The organism is Arthrobacter sp. zg-Y238, assembly GCF_024385525.1.
GTDB classification, from domain to species: Bacteria; Actinomycetota; Actinomycetes; order Actinomycetales; family Micrococcaceae; genus Arthrobacter_B; species Arthrobacter_B jinronghuae.
Map to the genome: position 1 here is coordinate 349,073 of NZ_JANFLU010000010.1, position 24,599 is coordinate 373,671.

Annotated in this window: 29 protein-coding genes; 21 read left to right on the top strand and 8 right to left on the bottom strand. The window is 67.2% G+C overall.

From position 1 onward, the window contains the following. Nucleotides 1–21 precede the first annotated feature (21 nt). Both NNX38_RS10635 and NNX38_RS10640 read right to left on the bottom strand, forming a co-directional pair. Complete coding sequence (locus NNX38_RS10635) at nucleotides 22–528, bottom strand: hypothetical protein (RefSeq protein ID WP_255797952.1); 507 nt, start codon at nucleotides 526–528, stop codon at nucleotides 22–24. A gap of 58 nt (nucleotides 529–586) precedes the next feature. Beyond that, nucleotides 587–1,171, bottom strand: a complete 585-nt coding sequence (locus tag NNX38_RS10640; protein WP_255797953.1) for a hypothetical protein — start codon at nucleotides 1,169–1,171, stop codon at nucleotides 587–589. A 101-nt stretch (nucleotides 1,172–1,272) separates the two neighbouring features. Here NNX38_RS10640 and NNX38_RS10645 point away from each other — a divergent pair, with 101 nt between their 5' ends. Together NNX38_RS10645 and NNX38_RS10650 are read left to right on the top strand one after the other, a co-directional pair. Continuing rightward, entirely contained in the window at nucleotides 1,273–1,953 is a 681-nt protein-coding gene (locus tag NNX38_RS10645; RefSeq protein WP_255797954.1) for a hypothetical protein, read from the top strand. A 113-nt stretch (nucleotides 1,954–2,066) separates the two neighbouring features. Beyond that, complete coding sequence (locus tag NNX38_RS10650; protein ID WP_255797955.1) at nucleotides 2,067–2,924, top strand: SDR family oxidoreductase; 858 nt, start codon at nucleotides 2,067–2,069, stop codon at nucleotides 2,922–2,924. An 89-nt stretch (nucleotides 2,925–3,013) separates the two neighbouring features. On the opposite strand, the gene NNX38_RS10655 is transcribed toward NNX38_RS10650, so the two are convergent. After that, nucleotides 3,014–3,877, bottom strand: coding sequence for a CPBP family intramembrane metalloprotease (locus NNX38_RS10655; protein WP_255797956.1), 864 nt, complete (start codon nucleotides 3,875–3,877; stop codon nucleotides 3,014–3,016). Nucleotides 3,878–4,233: 356 nt separating this feature from the next. On the opposite strand from NNX38_RS10655, the gene NNX38_RS10660 reads away from it, so the two are divergent. Together NNX38_RS10660 and NNX38_RS10665 are read left to right on the top strand one after the other, a co-directional pair. Further along, a complete protein-coding gene (locus tag NNX38_RS10660) occupies nucleotides 4,234–5,490 on the top strand; it encodes a ScyD/ScyE family protein (protein WP_255797957.1) in 1,257 nt (418 codons plus the stop codon). Between the two features lie 104 nt (nucleotides 5,491–5,594). Beyond that, the gene (locus tag NNX38_RS10665; RefSeq protein ID WP_255797958.1) at nucleotides 5,595–5,849 is read left to right on the top strand and encodes an antitoxin; all 255 of its coding nucleotides are present in this window, start codon (nucleotides 5,595–5,597) and stop codon (nucleotides 5,847–5,849) included. An 80-nt stretch (nucleotides 5,850–5,929) separates the two neighbouring features. Here the strand turns inward: NNX38_RS10665 and zapE are convergent, their stop codons facing one another. After that, nucleotides 5,930–6,967, bottom strand: a complete 1,038-nt coding sequence (zapE, locus tag NNX38_RS10670) for a cell division protein ZapE (RefSeq protein WP_255797959.1) — start codon at nucleotides 6,965–6,967, stop codon at nucleotides 5,930–5,932. 154 nt (nucleotides 6,968–7,121) lie between these two features. Here zapE and NNX38_RS10675 point away from each other — a divergent pair, with 154 nt between their 5' ends. Continuing rightward, nucleotides 7,122–7,628 carry a hypothetical protein gene (locus tag NNX38_RS10675; protein WP_255797960.1) on the top strand — a complete coding sequence of 169 codons (507 nt, stop codon included), beginning with the start codon at nucleotides 7,122–7,124 and terminating at the stop codon, nucleotides 7,626–7,628. Nucleotides 7,629–7,684: 56 nt separating this feature from the next. Here NNX38_RS10675 and NNX38_RS10680 read toward each other — a convergent pair whose 3' ends face one another. Continuing rightward, entirely contained in the window at nucleotides 7,685–9,478 is a 1,794-nt protein-coding gene (locus tag NNX38_RS10680; protein ID WP_255797961.1) for a DUF222 domain-containing protein, read from the bottom strand. A gap of 427 nt (nucleotides 9,479–9,905) precedes the next feature. Here NNX38_RS10680 and NNX38_RS10685 point away from each other — a divergent pair, with 427 nt between their 5' ends. The 3 genes from NNX38_RS10685 to ybaK all read left to right on the top strand — a co-directional run bounded on the left by NNX38_RS10685 (nucleotide 9,906) and on the right by ybaK (nucleotide 11,872). Continuing rightward, complete coding sequence (locus NNX38_RS10685; RefSeq protein ID WP_255797962.1) at nucleotides 9,906–10,805, top strand: sulfurtransferase; 900 nt, start codon at nucleotides 9,906–9,908, stop codon at nucleotides 10,803–10,805. A 25-nt stretch (nucleotides 10,806–10,830) separates the two neighbouring features. Further along, on the top strand, nucleotides 10,831–11,301 hold the full coding sequence (locus NNX38_RS10690) for a SufE family protein (protein ID WP_255797963.1): 471 nt from the start codon (nucleotides 10,831–10,833) through the stop codon (nucleotides 11,299–11,301). A 61-nt stretch (nucleotides 11,302–11,362) separates the two neighbouring features. Further along, nucleotides 11,363–11,872 carry a Cys-tRNA(Pro) deacylase gene (ybaK, locus tag NNX38_RS10695; protein ID WP_255797964.1) on the top strand — a complete coding sequence of 170 codons (510 nt, stop codon included), beginning with the start codon at nucleotides 11,363–11,365 and terminating at the stop codon, nucleotides 11,870–11,872. Here the strand turns inward: ybaK and NNX38_RS10700 are convergent. From NNX38_RS10700 to NNX38_RS10710, 3 genes are all read right to left on the bottom strand, one after another. Next, on the bottom strand, nucleotides 11,869–12,612 hold the full coding sequence (locus NNX38_RS10700) for a class I SAM-dependent methyltransferase (protein WP_255797965.1): 744 nt from the start codon (nucleotides 12,610–12,612) through the stop codon (nucleotides 11,869–11,871). The two genes, ybaK and NNX38_RS10700, sit on opposite strands and share 4 nt — an antisense overlap. Nucleotides 12,613–12,817: 205 nt before the next feature. Then, a complete protein-coding gene (locus tag NNX38_RS10705; RefSeq protein WP_255797966.1) occupies nucleotides 12,818–13,438 on the bottom strand; it encodes a histidine phosphatase family protein in 621 nt (206 codons plus the stop codon). An 81-nt stretch (nucleotides 13,439–13,519) separates the two neighbouring features. Then, entirely contained in the window at nucleotides 13,520–14,782 is a 1,263-nt protein-coding gene (locus NNX38_RS10710) for a S9 family peptidase (protein ID WP_255797967.1), read from the bottom strand. A 94-nt stretch (nucleotides 14,783–14,876) separates the two neighbouring features. Here NNX38_RS10710 and NNX38_RS10715 point away from each other — a divergent pair, with 94 nt between their 5' ends. The 13 genes from NNX38_RS10715 (at nucleotide 14,877) to NNX38_RS10775 (ending at nucleotide 24,557) form a co-directional block, all read left to right on the top strand. Next, on the top strand, nucleotides 14,877–15,368 hold the full coding sequence (locus NNX38_RS10715; RefSeq protein WP_255797968.1) for a hypothetical protein: 492 nt from the start codon (nucleotides 14,877–14,879) through the stop codon (nucleotides 15,366–15,368). Between the two features lie 14 nt (nucleotides 15,369–15,382). Continuing rightward, nucleotides 15,383–15,820, top strand: a complete 438-nt coding sequence (gene msrB / locus NNX38_RS10720; protein ID WP_255797969.1) for a peptide-methionine (R)-S-oxide reductase MsrB — start codon at nucleotides 15,383–15,385, stop codon at nucleotides 15,818–15,820. Nucleotides 15,821–15,826: 6 nt separating this feature from the next. Beyond that, nucleotides 15,827–16,375 (top strand): flavin reductase family protein, encoded by a 549-nt coding sequence (locus NNX38_RS10725; protein WP_255797970.1) that lies wholly within the window; start codon nucleotides 15,827–15,829, stop codon nucleotides 16,373–16,375. 139 nt (nucleotides 16,376–16,514) lie between these two features. Continuing rightward, nucleotides 16,515–16,835: a hypothetical protein gene (locus NNX38_RS10730; RefSeq protein WP_255797971.1), complete on the top strand. Its 321-nt coding sequence runs from the start codon at nucleotides 16,515–16,517 to the stop codon at nucleotides 16,833–16,835. Between the two features lie 44 nt (nucleotides 16,836–16,879). Further along, nucleotides 16,880–17,326, top strand: coding sequence for a hypothetical protein (locus NNX38_RS10735; RefSeq protein ID WP_255797972.1), 447 nt, complete (start codon nucleotides 16,880–16,882; stop codon nucleotides 17,324–17,326). After that, entirely contained in the window at nucleotides 17,323–18,270 is a 948-nt protein-coding gene (locus NNX38_RS10740; protein ID WP_255797973.1) for a hypothetical protein, read from the top strand. The genes NNX38_RS10735 and NNX38_RS10740 overlap by 4 nt, the downstream gene beginning before the upstream one ends. Continuing rightward, nucleotides 18,257–19,561 carry a V-type ATPase 116kDa subunit family protein gene (locus tag NNX38_RS10745; RefSeq protein ID WP_255797974.1) on the top strand — a complete coding sequence of 435 codons (1,305 nt, stop codon included), beginning with the start codon at nucleotides 18,257–18,259 and terminating at the stop codon, nucleotides 19,559–19,561. The genes NNX38_RS10740 and NNX38_RS10745 overlap by 14 nt, the downstream gene beginning before the upstream one ends. Then, nucleotides 19,558–20,013 (top strand): ATP synthase subunit C, encoded by a 456-nt coding sequence (locus NNX38_RS10750; protein WP_255797975.1) that lies wholly within the window; start codon nucleotides 19,558–19,560, stop codon nucleotides 20,011–20,013. Before NNX38_RS10745 ends, NNX38_RS10750 begins: the two co-directional genes overlap by 4 nt. Further along, entirely contained in the window at nucleotides 20,010–20,243 is a 234-nt protein-coding gene (locus tag NNX38_RS10755) for a hypothetical protein (protein ID WP_255797976.1), read from the top strand. Before NNX38_RS10750 ends, NNX38_RS10755 begins: the two co-directional genes overlap by 4 nt. After that, on the top strand, nucleotides 20,240–20,767 hold the full coding sequence (locus tag NNX38_RS10760) for a V-type ATP synthase subunit E family protein (RefSeq protein ID WP_255797977.1): 528 nt from the start codon (nucleotides 20,240–20,242) through the stop codon (nucleotides 20,765–20,767). Before NNX38_RS10755 ends, NNX38_RS10760 begins: the two co-directional genes overlap by 4 nt. Beyond that, a complete protein-coding gene (locus NNX38_RS10765; RefSeq protein ID WP_255797978.1) occupies nucleotides 20,764–22,548 on the top strand; it encodes a V-type ATP synthase subunit A in 1,785 nt (594 codons plus the stop codon). Before NNX38_RS10760 ends, NNX38_RS10765 begins: the two co-directional genes overlap by 4 nt. Next, nucleotides 22,541–23,944, top strand: coding sequence for a V-type ATP synthase subunit B (locus NNX38_RS10770; protein WP_255797979.1), 1,404 nt, complete (start codon nucleotides 22,541–22,543; stop codon nucleotides 23,942–23,944). Before NNX38_RS10765 ends, NNX38_RS10770 begins: the two co-directional genes overlap by 8 nt. A 13-nt stretch (nucleotides 23,945–23,957) precedes the next feature. Then, nucleotides 23,958–24,557 (top strand): V-type ATP synthase subunit D, encoded by a 600-nt coding sequence (locus tag NNX38_RS10775; RefSeq protein ID WP_255797980.1) that lies wholly within the window; start codon nucleotides 23,958–23,960, stop codon nucleotides 24,555–24,557. Nucleotides 24,558–24,599 lie beyond the last annotated feature (42 nt).

Here is a 24,599-nt window from a genome sequence, read left to right on the forward strand (position 1 = left end):
CGGATACGCGTGCCGCACGGATCAGTTTCCGATGGCCAGTGCCATCTGTTCAGCGGACGCGAGATCAGCCAGCACCACCTGGTAGCGGTGGCCACCGGCGTCGGAGAACGTGACAGCACCGGCGCCGCCCATATTCAGTCTCGTCAGGGAGCCGCGTCCGTGCCGCGTCACCGGCCAGTTCACGAGTCCGGTGTTCTGCCCGTTGTCTTTGGCCACCATGATGTCCTGCACGTTTTGGCGCTGAATGGTGCGCTTCCACAGGGGACCTCTCAGGGTGACGGCCTGCTGGTCCACCGAGACCGTAATCCGCGCAACGAAACACCACCAGCCGGCAGCGAGCAGGAACGCTGCGGCGGCTACATACAGATGCCAGACCGACTCGACAGCTGCCCCACCCGCCAACGCGGCCCCGACGGCCGCAAGAAAGGCACCGCCTCCCCACCGAAGCCATCCGGGCGAACGTTCCACGAACCTGACACTGCTTGCCGGTGCCTGCGGCGCCATGGCTTTCCCCCTCATCGTTTCCACGGGCGGTCCTGATTAGGGAACGCTACCCCATTTCCCTGCCGCCCCGAGGTGCAGCCGCCTATCGCATCCGTTCTTCCAGCTCGGCCAGGAACTCACGGGCAGCGGGCATGCCGGGGTCCGCGGCATCGGCGCGACGGATGGCACCCGAGAGGATCTTGGCGGCCTGGGCCGTATCGCCCTTGCTGTCAGCGAGGACTACGGCGTTGTCCAGGCTGCGGCCAAGGGGCGAGGACTCTGTCTCAGCCTGCGGAACCGGGGCTTCGTTCATGATTCGAATCCAGTTTCCCGCCGGATCGATCAGGCTGAATCCGGTCCTCCCATCCGCATTCGTGCGCCTCCGCGGGCGGGTGACGCGGGGATAGCCCGAAATCGGCAGCTTGCCGTAGGCAGCCTGCAGACCTGCTGCAAACGAGTCAAAGAGCGCTCCCGTGTCCGGCACCAGGATCCCGCAGGTGCTGTGTGATTCTTCGGCGCGGTGCCCCTCCAGCACGTAGTAGTGCAACGGAAAACCGTATCCTTCCAGTGCCAGGTAGGGGTTCGGCTTAATCTGCCGGTACCGGACCTGGAACGCCATCGCGGAAAAGAAGGCGGCTATCTCGTCAATGTCCGCGCACGGCAGCATCGGAATGACTTGCGGAGGCATGCCCTTATTCTGCGCCTCGGTCCAGCTCGCGAACAGGGCGCAGTGGTCCTTCCGGGCTCCTGCTGACCGCTGCGCACATCGGTTCGGTCTAGGGTGACGCCATGGAGGACATCGAACCGTACTGGCTGCCGCGGCCACCGCTGGGAGATCGCGTTGCCGAATCCGATCTTGAGGCAGCGGCGGCATCCGTTCACACCGCCGACGGCGGATGGGTCCAGCCGCCGCCGGGGCTCCCTGTCTGGGTTTTCCTGGACCGGCTGGTCCATTCCTTCGGGTACCTGCTTCACGGGTCACCGGACCCGGGAATTGAAGTGTTTGAACCGCGGACACCCGTTGACTACTCCCCCGATGACTTCAGTAAACAGAAGGCCGTTTATGCCGCCGGTGACGGGATCTGGCCGATTTTCTATGCGGTGGTCAGCCGCCCCCAGCCGGGCCTGAGGTTCCTCAACAGCGCGCTCCAGTTTGTCCGGCACAACGGAGCCACCAGTGGAATGCACTATTTCTTCTCGGTCTCCCCGGGAAATGCGTTGGCTCCCCTGTGGCGGAACGGAACCGTATATGTTCTGCCCCGGAAGGGATTTTCCCGCCAGCCGCGTGAACGTCTCGGGCGGCATGTCATCGAGGAGCCCCATTGGGCATCACCGTCTCCTGTGCGGCCTCTCGCGAAAGTCGCTGTCGTACCGGCGGATTTTCCCTTCATGGGGAAGGTACGGAAACACGACGCGGCGGAGGTCGACGTGAAAGCCCTGAAAGACCCGGATGGCTACCCCTGGCTCTGACCCGTCCTGCCGCGTCCGGCGTCGTCCCGTCACCGCACCTGACTCGCTGGTGACCCAGCCGGTCCGGGCATAGTCTTTCACCACTCCCGCGGGTCCACCTGAAAGGAACCTTCATGACCATTGCCATCTTCGGCGCGACCGGACAACTTGGCGGACTCACCATCGATGCCCTGATCGGACGCGGTGTCGCGCCGGGCGATGTCCTAGCCCTGGGCCGGAACCAGGACCGGCTGGCTGAGTTCGCCGGCCGCGGCCTGCGTACGGCACGGGTTGACCTCAACGAAGCCGCCACCACAGCGGGTGTGCTGGACGGCGTCGAAAAGGTCCTGCTCATTTCCATGAGCGAACCGGGACGCAGGATTGCGCAGCACACAAACGCAGTCGAGGCAGCGCAGACCGCCGGCGTCCGCCACCTTGTCTACACGTCGGTCCTTAATGCGCCGACGACGGTGCTCGCCCTCGCTCCGGAGCATCGGGCAACCGAGGAACTCATCACCGCATCCGGCATTCCGGCGACCTTTCTGCGCCACGGCTGGTACACGCAAAACCACCGGCAGGAGTTCGACGCCGCGAGGCAAACCGGCGTCGTCGCCAACAGTGTGGGTTCAGGGCGCATTGCCAGCGCGCCGCGCCGGGACTATGCCGAGGCAGCCGCCGTCGTGCTCAGCACGCCAGGCCACGAAGGCAAGGCCTATGAACTATCCGGCGATACGGCCTGGACCTACACGGAGTTCGCGGCTGCCGCGCAGGAGGTGCTTGAAACCCCGGTGCGCTACGAGGTCCTGACTCCGGAGGAGGAACAGAAACAGTTGATCGCCCTCGGGCTTGATGAGGTGACCGCGGGCTTCCTGGGTACGCTCAATGCCAACATGCGCGACGGTGCGTTGGCTCCGGCACCCGGTGAGCTGTCCAAACTGATCGGGCGGCCTACCGAGCCGCTGATCGAGACTATGCGGGCCTGGGCCCGCTGATAGCGCCTGCTTGCGCCTCGTCAGCCCGCCCGGCGCTGCAGCCGCCGGCGTACGGCTATGAAGACAACGCCGGCAAGGATGATGTGCACTTAGACCAGGGCGATCGCATCCGGTTCAACCCAGGTGATGGTCCATCCTGATTCGAGCCATCCCGTTCCCCCGAGAATGGTGCGGGTGACGGTCAGCTGCGTCCAGTGGAACGCGACCGCCACCAACAACGCGCCGGGCACGGGGATGCGCCGGGCCGCCACCAGTGCCAGCCCGAACAGCACCAGCTGCACGATGTAGACAACGGGGTCGTTGCCCGCCGGGAACACCTCGATTCCTCCTCCGTCGCCTCCGAGCACCGTGGTGATCGCCCACCGCACCGGTCCCACCACCACTCCTACGAATGGGAACAACGCAGTGGTCACCAGCGTCGCAACCGCCAGCCCCCAGCCGTCCCGCAGGTTCGTCCAGACATACCCGCGCAGGGCAAGTTCCTCCGGAAGCGCCTCATAAAGGGCCAGCACCACGCCGTTCAGGAGCAGGAAACCCAGGAAAGCGGCGACGTCGAGCTCTTCCACCCGTATCCATCCGGCCTGGCCGGCGGGTATCCAGACGAGAAGGCCGGTGAGTGCACCCACAGTCACACCCAGAGCCAGTGGCCGGGCGGCTGACCTGCTGAGGCCGAGTCCCTCCAGGCGGCGGTGGTCCAGCCGCCGACGCAGCAGCACAATGCCCGGCACCACGACGGCGGTCATCAGGACTGCCTGCAGCAGGACTTCCGTCAGCCGTCCCCAGCCAAAAGCCCGGCCGAGGGCTTCGGCGACCCCTATGGCCGTGCCAAGGCCGATGCCGAGGAACACCCATCCAAGGACCACAGCCCGAAGTGCGTGTCTCCGCGGAATCGGTTGTCGCGTCTGGTCCGGCAGTTGAGACAGCGTCATTGCAGTCGGTGTGCGTGCAGGCATTAGTTCGGTCCTCGTTCATCGGCATCAGGGCAGTTGTGCTGACCGACGCCAGTCCACCACGAAGACCCGGGCAATCCACGCAACCGCGCCTGCTGCGGTGATTGCGTCGGCGACCGAGACGGTGGCAGCGTCCATCCGGGCAGCGACGGCGGCGCCACGAAAAATTACTCGCTTACACACCCCGTCGACTACTTGGTTTTTCTGAACGCCGAGCCGGGGCATGTGCCAAAACTACGTGTTCGCAGAACCCAGCCGCCCCTAGGCTTTGTATGCCTTGGCCGGGGGCGTGGCCGGGATCCACGGGAGGCCAAGAGGCGAGTCTCGCATTGCACCGCACCAATGCTGAGGAGATCACCGTGAAGAAATCATCACCTGCCCTCGCCGTTCTTGCCGCATCCGCAGCGCTGGGGCTCGCAGCCTCACCTGCGACCGCCGGCGGACGGCACCACCCACCATCACCCTCACCCGCACCTGTTGCCGGGGAAGTGACCACCGTTGCCGAGGGGCTGCTCGGTCCCTTGAGTTTCGCCGTCGGTCGTGGCGGCACCCTCGACGTAGCCCAATCATTCACTACGCTCCTGACCCGCATCACTGACGGCGGGGAACCCGAGGTTCTCGCAACGGCGCCCGAAGGCTATTCCCCCGGTTCCGTTTCCCGCGACCGTGGAGCTACTTATTACACAGTTGCTACCGGTGCCGGAACCAACGACCCGGTAGCCAACATCACCTTGTTGCAGTCGGTTGACCGGGACGGCACCGTCGAAACGATTGCGGATATTTCTGCTTACGAATTCGCAGAAAACCCGGACAGCATCAACACCTACGGCTTCGAGGAGGCGCTTCCCGCCGGATGCGCGGCACAGTTGCCGGAAGGCATACCCGCGTCGCCCTACACCGGGCTGCCGGACTCAAACCCGGCGGGTTCCCTTCCCGGGCGGTTCGGCGGGACCATTGTGGCGGACGCAGGAATGAACGCCCTCATCCAGGTAAGCGACGACGGCGACATCGCCACGGTCGCGGTGCTACCGCCGATCCCCGTGACCGTACCCGCCGGGATCGGCTGGCCGGATTGCGCAGTGGGACTGGCCTACAACGCGGAACCGGTACCGACCGACGTCGAACGCGGTCCCGACGGCGCTCTGTACGTGACCTCTCTGCCCGGAAGCCCCGAAGGAGGCCCCACGGGATCAGTCTTCCGGATCGACCCTGCCACTCTCGAACCGGAACTCGTGGCGACCGGCTTCGTCGGGGCCACCGGTCTGGCCGTAAACGACAACGGCGATATCTTCGTGGCGGAGCTGTTCGCTAACCGGATCTCGGTGGTACCGTCCGGCTCGAATACCCCCCAACTGTTCCTAGAGGCAAACCAACCTGCTGCCCTGGAACTGCGGGGTGATGCCCTGTATGCGTCAGTGGATGCTCTTGCCGGACTACCGACCGGCCCAGACCCCGAGGCACCGCCAGCTGCGGAGCCTCCGGCTGAGCCGGCCCCGGCGACCGGCAGCATCATCCGGATTGAGCTGGACGACAACTGCGGCGGGTACCATCACCACCACGGAGGAGCTGACCGGCACTCGGGTGACGGTGTCCGCGGCGACGGGTCGGAGGAATAGTCGGGATATGCCTGCAGAGAAAGCCCTTTCCTCCATCCCCTTGCAGTCCTACGATTGTGGGGAACGGGAAACGAGCGGGTTTCCCCTGTGAAAGGAGGTGATCCGTGTCTGTATTTGACGAGCTCAAGGGCAGGGCCGGTGAGCTGAAGGAAAAGGCCACCGGACTTGTCGGACAGAATGCCGACAAGATCAAGGGCGGCATCGATCAGGCGGGAAACTTCGTCGACCAGAAGACCGGCGGCAAGTACTCCAGCAAGATCGATGGCTTCCAGAGCAAGGCCTCGGAAGCAGTTGACAAGACCAACCGCAACCGGGAGCCGGGTACCGGCAACGGTCCCGAGCAGACGCCTCCGGCCTAACCAGCCCCAAGAGCACGACAAAGAAGCGCCGGTCCCGCCGAGAGGCGGCACCGGCGCTTCCGCCGTTTAAAGGAGCAGTCCTACGACGCTTCTCCGGTCTGGCCTTCGCGAGCCAGCGCGGTCAGGCGGGAGACGGCGCGGAAGTACTTCTTCATGTACCCGCCCGCCATCATTTCCTTGGTGAACAGCTGATCGAACGGCACCCCGCTGGCCAGGATCGGCACGTCTTTGTCGTACAGCCGGTCAGCGAGCACCACAAAGCGCAGCGCCACGGACTGTTCGGTGATGGTCTGCACGTTGTGCCAGGCCACGGCTTCCACCCCGTCGAGCAGCTGCCGGTACCGGCTCGGGTGGACCTGGGAAAGGTGGTTGATGAGTTCGGAGAAGTCATCCACAGCGACGGTCCGGCCGGAGAATTCGGTTTCCATCCGGGCTTCCAGTTCCCCGTCCTGCAGCGGCTGCGGCGACTCGGGCAGACCGCGGTGGCGGTAGTCCTCACCGTCGATGCGGACGACGTCGAACTGATCCGCCAGCACCTGGATCTCGCGCTGGAAGTCGACGGCGGCAAAGCGGCCCTCGCCCAAGGAACCCGGCAGGGTGTTGGACGTAGCCGCAAGCTTCACGCCGGCGTCGGCCAGTTCGCGCATCAGGCGGGACATCAGCACCGTGTCGCCCGGATCGTCGAGCTCGAATTCGTCAATGCAGACCAGCTTGTAGGCGCTCAGCGCATCCACCGTCTTGCGGAAGGTGAGCGCACCCACGAGGTTGGTGTACTCCACGAACGTGCCGAAGGCCTTCGGTCCTTCCACGGCATGCCAGAGCGAGGCCAGCAGGTGGGTCTTGCCGACGCCGAATCCGCCGTCCAGGTAGAACCCGGCCTTGGTTTCGGGCTTCTTGCCACCAAAGAACTTCCGCAGGCCGCTCGGCTCCGGGGTGTCGACGTCGGCCGCGAAGGAACGCATCGCGCCCACGGCTTTGGCCTGGGAGGGCTGTTCGGGATCGGGGCGGTAGGAATCGAAGGACACGCTGCCGAACCGGGGCGAGGGGAAGAATCCCTGCAGCAGTTCATCCACCGATACCTGGGGAGTCCGTTCTGTCAGGTGCTCGAGTTGTGCCACTGCGCGCTTTTCCGTCCGTTTGATGCCTGCATCCGGCACCATACGTGCCGGTTCTGCGGCGTTCTGCCGCCCTCGCAACGATACGCCAACGCGTCCGGGAATTTGGAACTGTTGCCAGTGGACTGTGGCTGTGTCTGCGGTCCATAGTCTGAGCATGACGTGGCAGCGGGACACGGTAGGCGCCTCAGCTTATTCGTCCGAAGAACGGGCTTTGATGGGACTGGAGTTCGGCACGGCCGGGGCAGCCCTTGGTGGCGGCATCCTTCTGGCCCTGCGGCCCAATGGCGCTTTCCTGCACGCTGATCCGTCCGTGCTGCGGCGGACGCCGTTTCGGGACTGGCGGCTTCCGGGCCTTCTCCTTGCCATGGGTTGCGGCGGCGGTTACCTGGCCGCTGGGATGCTGCACTTTCGACGCCACCGGGCTGCCCGGCCGGTTTCTCTGGCGGCCGGGCTCGCCCTGATCGGTCTCGAGGCTTGGGAAATGGCGTTCATTGAGTTTCAGCCGTTGGAGGCAGTATTCATTGGAATCGGTGGCGCCGTCGTCGTGCTGGCGTTACGCCTTCCCTCGGAGACGCCCGCTCCAGGGGCACTAGGCGCTGCAGGTGCACTCGCGCCGGCACATTCCCTGCACCGCCGGCGGCGCCGCGGAGGCGCCGGATGAACGCTGCCCCACGGCGACCGTAACGGATGCCCGTCTGCATCTCTGAGGGGACCGGGTCAGAACGGGGGCAGCTGTTCCTGCAACGAATCTTCCAGGTCTGACTCCCCCGGTCCCTCTCGGGTGGAGTACATACCCGGATTCGGTGCCGTGTCCGGTGAGCCAAGTTCCAGGAAGGGTTCCGTGCGGTAGACGCGTCCGGTTGGCGAGGTCCACTCGATCACCCCGGGCACGGGTTGGTTTGCCTTCCAATACCCGAGGGTCTTGAACCGGTGGTGACGGCGGCACAGGTGTTCCAGGTTTCCGTGGTCGGTGGGACCATTTTTGGCCCAGTCGACGGTGTGGTCGATGTCCGCGTTCGCGGTGCTGACCCGGCAGCCGGGGAACCTGCAGGTTCCATCCCTTGCGCGTAGCCATCGGCGGAGTCCGGCCGGGACTTTTCGGCGTCGTCCCACGCCCAGAATTTCGCCCGTCTGCGGGTCTTGGGCCAATCCGGTCCAACCGACGGCGTTCCTAGCCAGCCTGCGGGCTTCTTCGGCGCTGATGGGTCCGTAACCGTGAAGTTCCGCAGGTTGGTCGTCGGCTCCGAAGAGGGTTTCGGCGTTGATCATGACCATGATTTCCGTCCGGGGTACGATTCCCTCGTCCGGTCCTGCCCCGCCTTCCCCGGTTCCGTGCGCACCGCTGGGAGCACCGCCGGTTCCGCTCTCACCGACTGCGCCGCCCACCCCGCCAGCACGGGTTGAGCCGAGGCCGCCCATCAGCAACTGAGCCAGAATGTCCGCACGCAGCTGATCCGTGGACCGGGAATCACCCGCCGCCTGTTCACCCCGTGCCGCGGTACTCAGGGCGGTATAGATCTGCTGGGCTTCTGCCGCCTGCAGATAGGCCGACAGGCAGGACATGCCGTCCTCTTCCCGGTCCAGAGTGACCTTGCGCTGCTCGAACGCGGTCAGATGCCGTTTGCTGACGGTGTCCGGGAACTTCTTTTCGCGCAGCCGCCTGGCTTTGCAGGAGAACTGTGCCCGGGTCTGCCCGGGAGCGGCGGCCAGCAAATCGGCTTCAAACTCAGGAAGCTGGTCGGGAGGAACGTTCTGGCACTGGTCCAGCACCACCTGCGCGTGCTGGTAACTAAGCTGTCCTTCTTCCAAGGCGGTCAGGGTGGCGGTATGGGTGCTGCACAGGTTGAGCGCTTCGAACATCATGCGCTGGGCGGTGACCTGCGGGAGATTCAGGATGGCTGCACATTCTGACGCTGCCAGAGTGAACGCTATCCCGGGTTCGAGCCGCCCCGAAGCGGCGTGGAAGTCCTCCCGGAAGATCTCTTCCATCCGGTTCACCAGACGTGCCTCCTGTGCCTGCACCCAGGACATCAAATGCGCCATCCGGGACAGGGCATCGCCCACCATCTGCTCGTCGAAGGCTTCAAGGTTCTGCAGCGCCAGGGTCCCGGTAAAACCGTCCGGGAAACCGCTGGCAGCCTCGCCGTCCGGCCCTGCGTGGGCAGCGCCATCTGGCTCTGTAGATGCGGTTTCTGCGTCGTCGGGAGCGGAAGCGTCCTCGGCATCTTCGTTCGGGGGGACACCGGGATTGGAGCTACCGGTCTCCCCGACGGGATGGTCGGCGGCCTCGGCGCCGTCCTTCGGAGTGGTGGCGGCGGAAGTGTCGGCACTCGCGTCAGCAGGCCCGGCAGGCTCAGCGGTCCCGGCAGGCTCGGCTGCTAGTTCAGCCCGGTACACCGACAGGGTGCAGGCCGCACGGGGCTCATCCCTTTCACCAGCGGTGCCATCGGGCTGCTGGTCTTCACTGCCTGGTTCTTCGGTTGTCCATTCGGTGTTCCCGAGCTGATCCATACCTCAGGATTTCATCCCGCACTGACATTTCCGGGCCGAAAACAGGCTCAAACGAGCCTCCGCGGAAACCTAAAATACGCGTCTTTTTGAGACGACTACGTGCTGAGAAAACGGGCATTTTGACCTGGCAGCAGGACCAAACAGACCCCATCCGAATATGGCCCTCAGGCCATCCCTCTCGGCCCTCCGTCTCGGCCCTCCGGTGCCTCGGGAAGCTTGCGTGTGGCACCCGCCCAGGGCGGCGGCACAGCATCCCACCGAGTGGTGCTGCCGGGGCCAGTGGGACCTCAGTAGACACCACCAACCCGAAACCGTGGGACAGCGTGCCGGATGGCTTCACCTCCCAGGTTCAGCCCGTGGAAGTTTTCGGCCCCCGTCGTCGTTAGGCTAGATAGAAGCCCAATTGCCGAGGAAAGAAGTTTCGCGTATGTCGATCGCAGCTGACAGCAGCCCCAAGTTCTCCGCCTATGCCCATCCGGAACGCCTGGTCTCCACACAGTGGCTGGCAGAGAACCTGGAGGCTGAGAAGCTGGTGGTCCTTGAATCGAACGAGGACATCCTGCTGTACGAAACGGGACACATCCCCGGTGCCCGGAAAATCGACTGGCACACCGACCTCAACGATTCCGATACGCGGGACTTCGTAGACGGCAAGGCCTTCGCCCAGCTGATGGCCCGCAAGGGCATCACCCGGGACTCCACCGTGGTGATCTACGGCGACAAGAGCAACTGGTGGGCGGCCTACGCCCTGTGGGTTTTCACCCTCTTCGGCCACGAGGACGTTCGGCTGCTCGACGGCGGCCGCGACAAGTGGATTGCAGAAGGCCGGCCGGTGACCACGGACAAGGTTTCCGTGGACCCCACCGAATACCCCGTGGTAGAGCGCGACGACGAGAAGATCCGCGCGTTCCTGCCCGACGTCGTCGGACACCTGGGCAAGGGTCCGCTGATCGACGTACGGTCCCCCGCCGAATACACGGGCGAACGCACCCACATGCCCGACTACATGGACGAGGGTGCAATGAAGGGCGGGCACATCCCCACCGCAAAGTCCGTCCCGTGGAGCAAGGCCGCAGCCGAAGACGGAACCTTCCGCGCACGCGAGGAACTCGAGGCGCTCTACAAGGACGACGCCGGGCTGAAGGAAGGCGACGACGTCGTGGCCTACTGCCGCATCGGCGAACGTTCCAGCCATACCTGGTTTGTGCTGAAGCACCTGCTCGGCTTCGAGTCCGTTCGTAACTACGACGGGTCCTGGACCGAATGGGGCAACGCCGTGCGCGTCCCGATTGCCCGCGGTGAAGAACCCGGCAACGCCCCCAGCTGAAGCCCCAAGTAAGAGAGATTTACCCATGACTGCCACACCCGAAAACGCCGTCCCGGACTCCCTGGCCGAGATCATCGACGACTTCCAGGCGATGGAGGAATCCGACCGGCTGGAACTGCTGCTGGAATTCTCCCGCAGCCTGCCCGAACTGCCGGCCGAAATAGCCGACCGGCCCGAGCTCCTGGAACAGGTAGTGGAATGCCAGTCGCCGGTGTTCCTCAGCCTGGATGTGGATGACTCCCCCGAGCACCGAGTTGCGCTGTTCTTCAAGGCACCGCCGGAGGCTCCCACCACCCGCGGGTTCGCCAGCGTGCTCTACGAAGGCCTGAACGGTCTTCCGGCCGCCGAAATCCTAGCTGTCCCGGCCGATGTTCCTGACCGTCTGGGCCTCACCCGGGCCATCACCCCGCTGCGCATGCGGGGAATGTCCGCCATGCTGGGACGCATCAAGCGTCGGCTCGCCCAGCACGAAAAACTGGCACAGCAGCCGGCGTAGCCGTAGCCGGCCGGGCTTAGGTAGTAACTAGGGCGGCCGCAGAAGCACAGGAGGCGCAGCCATGTCAGGACACCGGGACAAGCATTCGGGGAAGGGCGCGACGCCGGCCACCAAGGTACTGGACGACGCCGGGGTTACGTACACGGTGCGTCACTATGAGCACGACGCCGGCGCGCCGTCGTACGGGATGGAAGCCGCGGAGAAGCTGGGCGTGCCGCCCGAAGCTGTCTACAAGACGCTGATGGTGGACCTGGGCGGGCACCTCGCCGTGGCCATGGTTCCGGTGGCCCTGAACCTGGACCTGAAGAAGTTCGCCGCGCTGATGGGTGCGCGCAAGGCCGTGATGGCCGACCGCCGGGACGCGGAGCGGCGGACCGGCTACATGGTGGGCGGCATTTCGCCGCTGGGCCAGAAGCACTCTTCCCCCGCAGGAATCGATTCCCGAGTGGAACTGCTGGACACGGTGTATGTATCGGGCGGCCGGCGGGGCCTGCAGATCGGACTTTCACCCTTTGATCTGATCCGGCTCACCCACGCCATCACGGCCCCCATCGCCGCGGCGCCTGCTTAGCGGCGGTTCCGCTCTCCTTTGGAAAGGTGGTGCAGCGCGTAGCCGTAGCTGAGCCGGACGCGCTGCGGTTCCTGGGCTAGCCATTCATCGGCCGTCCCGTTTGGGAACTCCATGCTGACCACGTCAACCAGGTCCTGAGGACTATCAAAGGTCCAGCTGCTCATGACCAGGGATGTGGCGGCACCCTGCTGCGCCCACCAGTCTTTGATGTACTTGCCCTCGCCCTGATGCGCCGATGCGTTGGCCGCCTCAAGCAGGCCGGCAAAGTCGCCGTCGTGCTGGTCGTTGTCGATGACGACCAGCGATCCGCCCGGACGCAGGACCCGCAGGACTTCCTCCAGCCCCGCCGTGCAGTCGTTCTGGGGCGAAGGAAAGAAGTACGCGAACCGGGCATGGACAACATCCACCGAGGCGTCCGGCAGCGGGATGTGCTCAGCCGAGCCATGCAGGACCTCGGCTCCGCCGGGCCTGGACCGGGCGGCCGCGAGCAGCTCCGGATCGGGTTCGACGCCGATGACCGACTTTGCGAGTTCGGCGTAGCGCGGAAGCCAGAAGCCGGTTCCGCAGCCGAGATCGAGGAGAGTCCGTCCGGCCCAGGGCGCAAGGCGGGCAAGTGCGTCCCAGACCGTCCCCTCTCGGTCAAAGGCCCGGTTCTCCACCTCGTACAGCTCAGGATGGGCGCCTTGGTTCCAGGCCGGGAAAAAGTCGTCCAGTGGAGCGGTCCCCTGTTGGTCCTGCATTTTTTGTTCCCCCCTAAATGTGTCAGTGCGCATCTAACCTACTCGGTGCCGGCGCTTGTCCTGGGTCCGGTCCGACGCCCGGCCTGATTTCCCTGCAGTTTGTGCATTTCCCTGCGCCGCGCTGCGCGGGGATTGTCACAAACCGCAGGGTTTTACCCAAAACGGAGGAAAACCACCGGCCGTGATGGGCATGAGGCCACCGCGTTCAACCCAGATGGCCCACCTCGCTGAGCGCCACCACTTGCCGGTCACGGTAGAAATCGTCTTCCCGCAGATGCGTAATGCTGCCAGGCGCCACATTGAATTTCACGTAGCCGGCAGCATGCAGGGGCATCCCGATCCAGGCTGCGATGAGATAGGTTGCCGTACCCCCGTGCGTAACCACAATCATGTCCCGGGCACCCGTTGCCAGGATGCGGTCCAATACCCGGTAAGCACGGCCTGCCCACTCGAACCTGGTCTCGGACCCCTCATTTCCGTCGTGATGGTGCATCCGGTCGCCATTTGCGGGCGGAGGTTGGTAAGGGGTGGTACCGACGGGAGTGCCTTCGGCGCTGCCGTAGGACTGCTCACGGAGATCCGGGTCGAAAACTGCCTCCAACCCCAGCAGTTCACCAACGGCCTCTGCCGTCTGGCGGGTCCGCAACAGGTCCGAGCCGAACAGCACTGTGCCGCCATCGCCGGGTATCCGGCCGCGCACTGCCCTTGCCGCCCGTTGGGCATCCGCCAGGCCGCGGGAAGTCAGGGCGGAATCGTGCCAGCCGCCCACCAGGTTCTCCACGTGATGGGTCGCCTCCGGGTGGGTGACGACGTACAAATTCCGCATGGCCGTATTTCTACCCTAATTGGCCGGCCTTCGGAGACGACTGGCAGGATGAGCCGACGCTGAAACGAACTCCCCGGCTAGCTACTCCGCGTCGAGACGGTGCTCCGAAGGATGCCGGGTGCGGCCCAGGGCGTCGTTAAGCCAGCCCAGGACCACACGCTCCCACCGCTCGGGATCCACGTTGTATTCCTTGGTGTGCCGGGCCTTGGTGAAGGGTTCGAAGGTGATGACGTCCGGGTTTTTCTCCGCCAGTTCCGCAGACGGCCCGTACGGTACGAAGTCGTCGTCCTTGCTGTGCAGGATCAGGGTAGGGATCCGGATTTCCTCCGCACGCGTCACCCAGTCCATGCTCTTGAGGTCCAGCGGAGCCGCCAGTCCGGTGAGCGCGCGTCCGGCAGCGTTGGAGATCAGCCACTGGCCCAGCCGGCCGGCCTGCGCCGGAATCCGGTTCACCCGGGCATGGTGGGCCAGCACGTCCACCCAGTTGATCACCGGCCCGTCCAGCACCATGGCACGGATGTACCGGCGCAGCGGCGAGCGGTCCGCAGCCTGCAGGCTGATCGCCCCGCCCATGGACCAGCCGAACAGCACCACGTCGCCGGCTCCGTGGTCCAGGGCGTAGCGGATGGCCGCCTCCACATCCTGCCACTCGGTCAGGCCGAGCCCGTACCGGCCGTCGGAGGCGTAGGGGGCCTCGCCGTCGTTCCGGTAGGAAATCACCAGGCTGGTGAGCCCGGCTTCTCGGGCGGTACGCAGCGCGCGAAGGCATTCGGTCCGGCGCGCGCCACGGCCGTGGACCATGATGGCCCACGTGTCGGCACCGGGGGTACGCACCAGCCAGGCCGGTGCCGTTCCGTTTTCGACCGGGATCTCGACTTCCTCCTCGGGCAGCCCGACGGCGGCCGGCGAGGGATAGACCGAACCGCTCCACCAGCCACGCCGTGCCTTGCTCAGATCGCCGCTGTACACCTCTTCCACATCCCGCTGCACCGTGCCCTCACGCGGCACGTAGGAACGGATGGCCCCGATCCGCGCATGCCCGTCGCCGTTGTCGAAGTACAGGCTGTACGTGCCTTCGACCGTGGTGTCCAGGTTTGCCGGCAGGATGACCTGCCGACCGTGTTCGCTGTCCGTGACCGCCAGGATCTCCAGGTTCGCGTCCCGCGTGCGGGCCGGGGTGACCACCTGGCGCGCGAAGTAGATGCCGAGACCGGAGGCGGCCGCTACGACGGCGGTGGAAGCCGCAGCACCGATGCCGGCGCCGAACGCCGTCCAACGGACCCACGGAACCGAGAGAACCGGGGTGGTGCCGGAGGATGCATCGGAAGGAACGGAGATAGCCATAGAACATTTTTACCGGATGCGCGCCGGGACCGTGTAACGGCAGGCCGGTAGCCCCCGGTGGGGCGGGAGGGACAGGCGTACTAGGCTGGTGCGCATGACTTCGACAATTGTGGTGCTGACGGAAGAATCGCTGGGTAGCCGCGACATAGAGAACCTGCGGTCCTTGGTAGGCGATGCCCCCGTCCGCTTTGACGTGCTGGTGCCCGCCGATCCGGGCCGGAACCTGCTGGTGGACGTGCTGGACAACCTCAGCCTGCTGGATTTTGCGGAGGCCTTCCGGAACCTGACCGGCGGCCGCCCGTCCAAGGCCGACGAGGTGAAGGAAGCGGTCACTTCGCTCGCCGATTCCCTGGAAGAGCTGCAGGCAGCCGGCCTGGAGGCCACCGGCACGGTCACGGGTGAAGACCCGGTGGCCGCCGTCGTCGAAACCGCCAAGCGCACGCACGCGGACCAGGTGGTCGTGATTACCCGGCCGCACGCCGTCGAAGACACTTTCCGTACGGACTGGGCCAACGAGGCGCAGGACCGGCTCGGCGTTCCCGTGCTGCACCTGTACAGCGGCTCGGGATTTATTGGTGACTCTTAAGCGTTGACGCTGACATGACTACCGAAGAGAACACCGGAACCGTCCCGGTCCAGAAAACCGACGAGCAGTGGCGCGAGGAACTCACTCCGCAGGAGTACGCGGTGCTGCGCAAGGCCGGCACCGAGCGGCCGTACACCGGCGAGTACTGGGACACCAAGACCGCCGGCGTTTACCAGTGCCGTGCCTGCGGCAGCGATCTGTTCACCAGCAGTGAGAAATTCGATTCGCACTGCGGCTGGCCGTCCTTCTTCGCCCCGCTGGCCGAGGGCAAGGTCCGTTATTTGCATGACCGCAGCATGGGCATGGACCGGATTGAAGTCCGCTGCGCCAACTGCGATTCCCACATGGGACACCTGTTCGAAGGCGAAGGTTTCGACACGCCCACCGATCAGCGGTTCTGCATCAACTCGATCTCCGTGAAGCTGGTCCCCGCCGCTGGTACAGCGGAGTAGGAACCCATGGAGCACGGAGTTTTTTCCGGGGAAACGGTTGCCGGGCCGGACATTCCGGACGAGGTCATTGACCGGTACCGGGAGCTGAGCGCGGACATCGCGTCCGGCGTCGGCGTGGTGTCAACGCGACTGCGCGGACGGGATTACGCGGCGACCGTCAGCGGGTTCCTCTCCGTCTCCTACGATCCGCCCACCCTCCTGGTGAGCCTGTACGCCGAGGCACGCATTGCCGAAGCAGTGATCGACGCCGGCAGCTGGGCCCTGAGCCTGCTGCCGGCGCGGCTGCGCGGCACTGCCAACTGGCTTGCCAGTCCCGGCTCGCCCGTCGAAGGGCTGCTGAACCAGGTGAACTACGGCCGGGCACCGGAAACCGGTGCCGCCGTCATCGAGGATTCCATCGCCTGGTTCGAGGTCCGCACCACGCAGGTGACGACGGCGGCCACCCACCAGCTGATCGTGGGCGAGGTGGTGGCCATGGGCCGCCGGGCCGGCGCCGACGACGAGGCGGACCCGCTGCTGCACTTTGCCTCCGCCTACGCCCGGCTGGCCCGCTGACCTTTCGTTCCTTCCGCCTCGGCCGCTCCGCCCGGCCGGAACCATTGTTTCCCCACCGTGCCCCACGTAACGTCGATGAACGGGGGAACGTTCGCAGCCGGCTGGACGCTGCGGAGCCACCGGTCCTCAGGAGATGCAAATGGGCACAGACCAGTACCATGAGCCGCCTTCCGAACTTCCCGCAGAAACGCGGACCTTTGCGCGTATGTGCGCCAGCCTGGCCGAAGAAGCCGAAGCCATTGGCTGGTATGTGCAGCGGATGGCCGTGGAGCCCGATGCCGAATCCCGGGCCATCATGCTCGATTCGCTCGGTGAGGAGTTCAAGCACTTCAGCATGGAACTTGAATTCCTGCTTCGCCGCACTCCCCTCTGGCGGGAAATCGCCTACGGCATCCTCTTCACTGAGGGCGACATAGTCCGCCACGGTGAAGCCTCGGAGGCCGAAGCCACCGGAGACTAGCCCGCAGCAACCCGCAACCACTCCTCCGCTCAGGGAGGTGCCGCATGGCACGCAACAGCCTGCTGGACCGTTTCCGACCCGTCGGCGCGCCTGGACCGGCCGGCCCGGCCGGCGTCCCGGCCGCTGACCACGAAGGAACAGCCGCCGAACTTATCCCCGTCTTCGAAGCACTTGACCCAACGATCGAGAAGGGCAGCGGGCAGACCCGAACCGCCGGAGACCAGGCACAGCAGACCGTCGCCGCTGCCCGGCGCCAGGCCGCTGCCCTGGTGGAGCAGGCCCGGATGGACAGTGCGGCCGTGCGGGCCGACGCCGCAGCGCGGGTCTCCGCCGACGCTGAACGCGAAAATGAACGCCTGCTCGACGAAGCACGGGACGAGGCCCGGAGACTCCGGAGCCAAGGTGAATCACGGGTTCCGGAACTTGCCTCCGCCATAGTGGCGGACCTGGTGCAGGACCTGCTGGGCCGCGGAACGGATGCCGGCCAATGAGGGCGGATTGGGTGGCAGCCAGCGTGCGGGCCCGGTCCATGGCGCAGCGGAGGGTAGGCGCCGGCGCCTGCCGGGAACTCTCCGCGCTGCCGGACCTGACGGCCGCCGTTGAAGCCTTGGAGGGATCGGTCTACGCCGATCAGTTGTCCGGCGCCCGGACACTTGGATCCTCCCAGCAGGCCACCCGGCGAACCGTGCTCTGGCAGCTGCGTGTCCTGGCGGGTTGGCTGCCGGCCGGCCAGGACACGCAGCTGGTCCGGGCAGCCGCCGCACGGTTCGAGGCGGACAACATCGTTGCCCTCGCCGCTGCGCTGCAGCGGAATTCCGGGTTGGAGCCGGAGCCAGGCTCCGATTCGGCCTCTGAGTACGATCTGGGCGGACTGGCCACGGCCTGGCCCCGGCTGCGTACGGCCGACTCCCCCGAAAGCCTTCAGGTGATGCTGGCCGCGTCGCCCTGGGGCGACCCCGGACCTGCACCGGCACTGCCGGACATGCTCACCGCCGTCTGGCTGCGCCGGCTGGCCTCGGCCGCCCCTGCAACACGCCCGTGGGCTGTTGTCGGTGCCGTGCTGCTGGCCGCCCGCCTGCTGCTGGTGACCGGAACCGGCACCACGGACCGGCTGGTATCCCTGCTCCGTCCACTGATCGGCACCGGCTGGACCGAAGCTGCGTCGCTGCCGGAGTTGACTGCGTCATTGAGTCCGGCCGCCGGACAGGTCCTGGCCGAGGTCCAGGAGCCGCAGGACCTGTGGCGGGCGGAAGCCCGTCTCGCCGCGCAGGTGGAAACGGACGGCTTCGGCCTGCTGCGCGCCGGGCTGCCCGGCCCGGACGTGGTGCTCGGCGCCATGGCGGTCCTCGCTGCCGATGCCTGGCGGGTCCGGGCTGCACTGGCCGCCGCGGCTGCCGGCACCGGAAGAAGCGAGGTGCTCGATGCCGTGGCGTGAAACCCTCAGTCCGGTACGGATGGAACGCATTGCCCTGGTCTGGCCGCTCGAGGGCCGCCGGCCGGTGCTGACCGAGGTGGCGGACAGCGCCGCCGTCGAACTGGATCTACCCTACGAACCCGGTGACGGACCCGACGAGCTGGACCGCGCCGCGGACGCCGCCGTCGTGCACGGTCCCGTGGCCGCGCTGGTTGGCTGGTCCCCCACACGGCAGCTGCCGGAACTCCGGAAGGCCCTGGAACCGCACGGCGCTTCGGCGGTTCCCCTGCGCCGGCCGCACGGCGTGCAGCCGCCCACCCAGCTGACCGGCGAGGAACGACGCCGGCCCCGTCTGTCACGGCTGCTCGTGGACACGTACACCACCGTTCCCTATGCGGATCTGGACCCTGCACGGATAGCCGCGGTGGCGTACGTGGTGATGTTCGGGATGATGTTCGGCGATGCCGGACAGGGGGCGTTGCTGGTGATTGCCGGGCTGTTGGTCCGGTTCCTTCGCGTGCCCTGGCTGGACCGCTACCGCAGGACGTGGCTGTTCATTACCGGCGCGGGTGCCGCTGCGGTGTTTTTCGGGTTCCTCTACGGGGAGTTCTTCGGCCCCACCCATGTGCTGCCGGTGCTGTGGCTGGAACCACTCGAAGAACCCATCCCACTGATCGTCGCCGCCCTGGTGCTGGGCGCCGTCCTGCTGGCCGGGTCCTACGCACTGGGCACCATCAACCGGGTCCGCGAGGGCGGCTGGGGGTACGCCCTCTACGCCCGCTCGGGGCTGGCCGGCGCACTGCTGTTCGCGGCGATCGGGCTGGTGGCGTGGGGGCTGCTGGCCGGCAGTGCAGTGATCCTGGTGGCCGCCGGAACCGCCGCACTGATCGCTTTGGTGTTCATCTTCATCGGCCTGTTCGTGGAATCCGGCGGCGGACCCACCGGCGGGCTCCAGGCCACCGTGGAGCTGGTGGACACCGTGGTGCAGCTGGCCTCCAACCTGGTGTCCTTTACCCGGCTGGCCGCGTTCGGCCTCACCCACGCCGCCCTGATGATGGTGGTCTGGCAGGCTACAACGGCCATCTGGGAACCGGGCTGGCGGATCATCCCCGCCATCCTGATGTTCGTGCTGGGCAATGTGCTCACCTTCGCCCTGGAAGGCCTCGTCGCCGGCATCCAGGCCCTGCGGCTGGAGTACTACGAGCTCTTCTCCCGCGTCTTCACAGAGGAGGGACGCCCGTTCCGCCCCTGGGCCCCCGATCTTGGCCCCGCCTCCGCTGCCTCCGCCCCTGCTGAAAGGCACCTGCCGTGAATCCCTGGTTTGTCGTCCTTCCACTGGCCCTGTTCCTTACCGTCCTGCTGGCCGGGGGTGCCCTGGCCCTGATGCGCCGCCGCCGGCGGGCGGGCGTCCGCGCGCTGCTCGGGTTGAACGGCGTCCTCATGGCCGGAGCGCTGGCCCTGCTGGTCTCCGCCCTGAACGCGGTCCCGGCCACGGCCGGCGACGGCGGAGCTGCCGCCACCGCCGTCGCTGCGGCGACCGATGGCAGCGACAGCAGCGGTGCAGCCCTGATCGGCGCCGCGATCGCCGTCGCCGGTTCCTCCATCGGCGCGGCCATCGCCGTGGCCTACACCGGCTCGGCTGCCCTGGCGGCGATGAGTGAGCGGCCGGAAATCTTCGGCCGCGCCATGGTGGTGGTTGGGCTTGCCGAAGGCATCGCGATTTACGGGCTGATCATTTCCATCATCCTCATTGGCCAGGCATGAGCAGCCGGGAAGGAACCGTGGCGGCGGTGGGCAACCCGGCCCTGCTGGAGGGATACCGGCTGGCAGGGGCCGTGCTTTACCCGGCCGCGGGAGCAGCGGACGTGCGGGCGGTCTGGGCCGGCCTGCCGGACTCGGTGTGCGTTGTCTTGCTTACGCCCGACGCCGCCGCGGAGCTGGGCATCGAACTGGCGGATCCGGCGTCGCCCCTCACCGCGGTGCTGCCTTCATGACCCGGCTGCCGCAGGGCGCGGAGGCAGCCCTGGACCCGGTGCGGCAGGCACTGCGTCGGAACGCCGAAACGGAAGCTGCCCGGCTGGACGCCGAGGCCAGGCAACAGGCGGCGGATCTGCTCGGCCGGGCCCAGGCGGAGGCGGACGCTATCCACCGAACCGCGCAGCGCGAGGGGGCCGAAGCCGCCAGGGCCGACGCCGCTGCCTCCTCCGCACGCGCCCGCCGGGAGGCACGCCGGACGGTGCTGGCCGAACAGGAACACCTGCGGTCGCTGCTGGCCGAACAGGTGCAGGAGCAGGTGCACGAAGTCCGGAGGGACCCGCGCTACCCGCAGATCCTGCGGCGGCTGACCGCGCAGGCGGACCGCGTTCTCGGACCCATGGCTTCCGTGACCGAGAGCTACAAGGGCGGCGTGATCGGAACGGCGGGCTCGCGGCGGCTGGACCTGTCGCTGCCCACCCTGGCCGATCAGGCACTGGAGGACCACGCCGGGGAGGTGCGGCGGTTATGGGACGACGCGTGAGGACTCCGGACCCGGCAAAATCAGCAGGCGACGGCCGGATCACCCGGGTGAGCGGACCGCTGGTGGAAATCAGCGGACTGCCTGGGCTGTCCATGCTGGAGGTGGTCAATATCGGCCCGGACGGCATTGCCGCGCAGGCCATCGCCATCAACGGCGACGAAGCCACCCTGCAGGCGTATGAATACACCGGCGGGTTGAAGGCCGGCGACCGTGCCGAACGGACCGGCCATCAGCTGGCCGGGCTGCTGGGTCCGGGACTGCTGGGCACGGTCTTCGACGGGCTGCTGCGCCCCTTGTCTTCGGCGCCCCTGTGGCTGACGCAGGAGCGGCAGAGTTCCGCGGAAGACCCGGCAGTGCTGGAAACCCGGTGGGAGTTCGCGCCGTCGGTAGCCGTCGGCGAGACGGTGCAGGCCGGCCAGGTATTGGGCACCGTGCCCGGAGTGGGGACGATCGAGTTCCGGGTGCTGGCGCCGCCGTCGGTCTCCGGGGAGGTGAGCTGGCTGGCCGAAGGCAAGGTCCGGCCGTTGGATCCCGTGGCCCGGATCGGCGGGGTGGAGGTGCCGCTGGCGCAGCGCTGGCCGGTGCATAGCCCCCGGCCTTTCGGCGAGCGCATCACCGATGTGGTTCCGCTGCAGACCGGGCAGCGGGTGCTGGACCTGCTCTTCCCGGTGCCCCGCGGCGCGGCAGCCGCGGTACCCGGTGGCTTCGGCACCGGAAAGACCCTCACCCTGCAGCAGATTGCCAAGTGGTCGGACGCGGATGTGATTGTCTATGTGGGCTGCGGCGAGCGTGGTAACGAGATGGCGGACGTGCTGGACGGGCTCTCCGGGCTGGACGATCCCCGTACCGGCGGGAAGCTGATTGACCGGACCGTCATCATCGCCAATACCTCCAACATGCCCATGATGGCCCGGGAAGCATCCATCGCCACCGGCGTCACCGTGGCCGAGTTCTTCCGGGACATGGGCTACGACGCCGTCGTGATTGCCGATTCCACCTCCCGCTGGGCCGAGGCGCTGCGTGAGTTCGCCAACCGCAACGGCGACCTCCCTGCCGAGGAAGGGTATCCGGCCTCCCTTGCCAGCGAACTCGCGGCATTCTATGAGCGGGCCGCCCGGGTACGCACGTTGGGCGGGGCGACGGCGTCGGTCACCGTGATCGGGGCGGTCTCCCCTCCCGGCGGGGACATGAGCGAACCGGTGACCACCGGCACCCAGCGCTTTGTCCGCACGCTGTGGCTGCTGGACCGGGACCTCGCCTACTCCCGGCATTACCCTGCCGTCAGCTGGCGCGGCTCCTTCTCCCGGGATGCCGAGGCACTGGGCCGCTGGTACTCCGCCCACGGGGATCCGCAGTGGGCGCAGCGCCGGGCGCAGGCTTCCCTGCTCCTCTCGGAAGCTGACCGGCTGACCGCCCTGGCGGAAATCATCGGTGCTTCCTCCCTCCCCGGGCATGAACAGATGGTCCTCCTCGGCGGGCGGCTGATCCGCGACGGGGTGCTGCTGCAGAACGCGCTCAGCCCCAATGACGGCTACAGCTCCGAGGAAAAGGGTGCCGCCCTGCTGCAGGCGGTGCTGGACGTGGTGGAGACCTGCCAGACCCTTGTGGCGCGCGGAGTGCCGCCGGCCGACATCGACCGCTATGACTTCTCCCCCATCCTGCGCCTGCGCGAGGACACCGGGCCCACGGACGCCGCCGGCGTGCAGGAGCGCGGGCGGGCCTTCGTGCGGCGGCTTACCGAGACACTGGACCAGCCATCGACGGGAGAAGCCCATGGCTAGCGGCAACCGGGCCCGGGTGGGCCACAGTGATGTGCGTGAGCTGCGCGGACCGCTGCTGGTTCTCGGCGACACGGAGGGCGTGGGCTGGGACGAGTTCGCGACCGTCGACGTCGACGGCGGTCCCCAGCGGCACGGGCTGGTGCTGGAGATTGACGGCGACGAAACCACCCTGCAGGTACTCGAAGGCACCGAGGGTATTGCACTGGGAGGAGTGGAGGTCCGGTTCCAGGGCCGGCCGCTGGCGGTCCCGGTAGGCACCGGCTGGCTCGGGCGGGTATGCAACGGGAGGGGGGAACCGCTCGACGGCGGTCCGCCGGTCACTGCGGACGATACTTCCCCGGTGGGCGGCTGGCCGCTGAACCCCGTTTTCCGGGAGCCGCCGCAGGACCCGGTGATCACCGGTATCTCCGTGGTGGATGCCCTCACCACCCTGGTCCGCGGACAGAAGCTGCCCATCTTCTCCATCCCGGGGCTGCCGCACCTCACCCTGGCCACGCAGATCGCCGCGCAGGCGACCGCGTCCTCCGGGCGGGCGTTCCGGGTGGTGTTCGCCGCCATGGGGATGACCCATGCCGATATCGCCTATGTCCGCGACCGGCTGGAGGAACGCTCCGCCGCCGGTGAACTGGTCCTGCTGCTGAACGCGGCCGACGATCCGGTGATTGAACGCATCCTGACCCCGCGCATCGCCCTGACCATCGCGGAGTCCCTGGCCTACGACGACGGTTCCGATGTGCTGGTGGTGATGTCGGATATGACCAGCTACGCCGAGGCAGTGCGCGAAGTGTCCGCCGCCCGCCGGGAAATCCCCGCCCGGCGCGGCTACCCGGGTTATCTCTACAGCGACCTGGCCACCCTGTACGAACGCTGCGGACGGGTCCGCGGCCGGGAGGGGTCGGTGACCATTGTCCCGGTGCTGACCATGCCCGCCGGAGATATCACCCACCCGGTGCCGGACCTGACCGGCTACATTACCGAGGGGCAGGTGGTGCTCGACGGCGACATCGACGCCCGCGGCATCTACCCCCCGGTGGATGTGCTCTCTTCGCTGTCCCGGCTGATGCGCAGCGGCGCCGGGCGGGGACGCACCCGCGAGGACCACCTCGACGTCGCCGCGCAGATCCTGTCCGCTATGGCCCGCGCCCGGTCCGCCTCGGAACTGGCCGAACTGGTGGGAGCGGCCGCGCTGAGCGAAACCGACAAGGCCTACATCGAGTTCCGCACCGTGGTGGAGAAGGAGCTGCTCAACCAGGGGCGGGACGAGCTGCGCACCCTGGAGCAGACACTGGATCTGGCCTGGCAGGCGTTGTCCCTGCTGCCGCGGCGGGAACTGACCATGCTGTCCGCCGAGTTCCTGGACCGGTACCTTCCCGGGGCGGGCGGCGCCGCGCCGTGAGCGGAGACCGGTTGTGAGCGGGTTCCGGTCCGGCGGCAGCCGCGCCGAGCGGTCCGAGGTGCAGCGGCGGCTCGCCACCGCCCGGCGCGGGGCCGAGCTGCTGGACCGGAAGCAGCGCATCCTGCAGGCGGCCATCGACGGGCTGCAGGAACGCGCTGATGCGGGGGCCCGTGCCTGGGAAACCAGCGCCCGGACGGCTGCGGTGTGGCTGCAGCGCAGTACCGGTCTGGATGGTGCGGACCGGCTGCTGGAGGCCTCGCCGGCGGACCCCGCGGTCGCCGTCGTGCAGTGGGGCGGAGCGATGGGCATCTCGTATCCCGAGTCCGCATCCTGCACGGTCCCGGCGTCTCCGCCGGCCGGCGGCAGTTCCGCCCTGGCCTTCGCGGCGGCGGCGCACCGGGCAGCCTTGGAAGCGGCCGTGGCTGCGGCGGCCGGGCAGCGGGCGCTGCTGCTGGTGTCGGAGGAACTCGCTGCTACCCGGACGCGGCAGCGGGCGGTGGAGAACCGGTGGATCCCCCGGCTGGAGGAACAGTTGGCGGCCATTGAACGCCGGATCGCCGAGCAGGAACTGGAGGAGAGCCTGCGGCTGCGCTGGGCCGCCGGGCTGATGTGAGGGCGGGCTGATGTGAGGGCGGGCTGATGTGAGGCGGTGCGG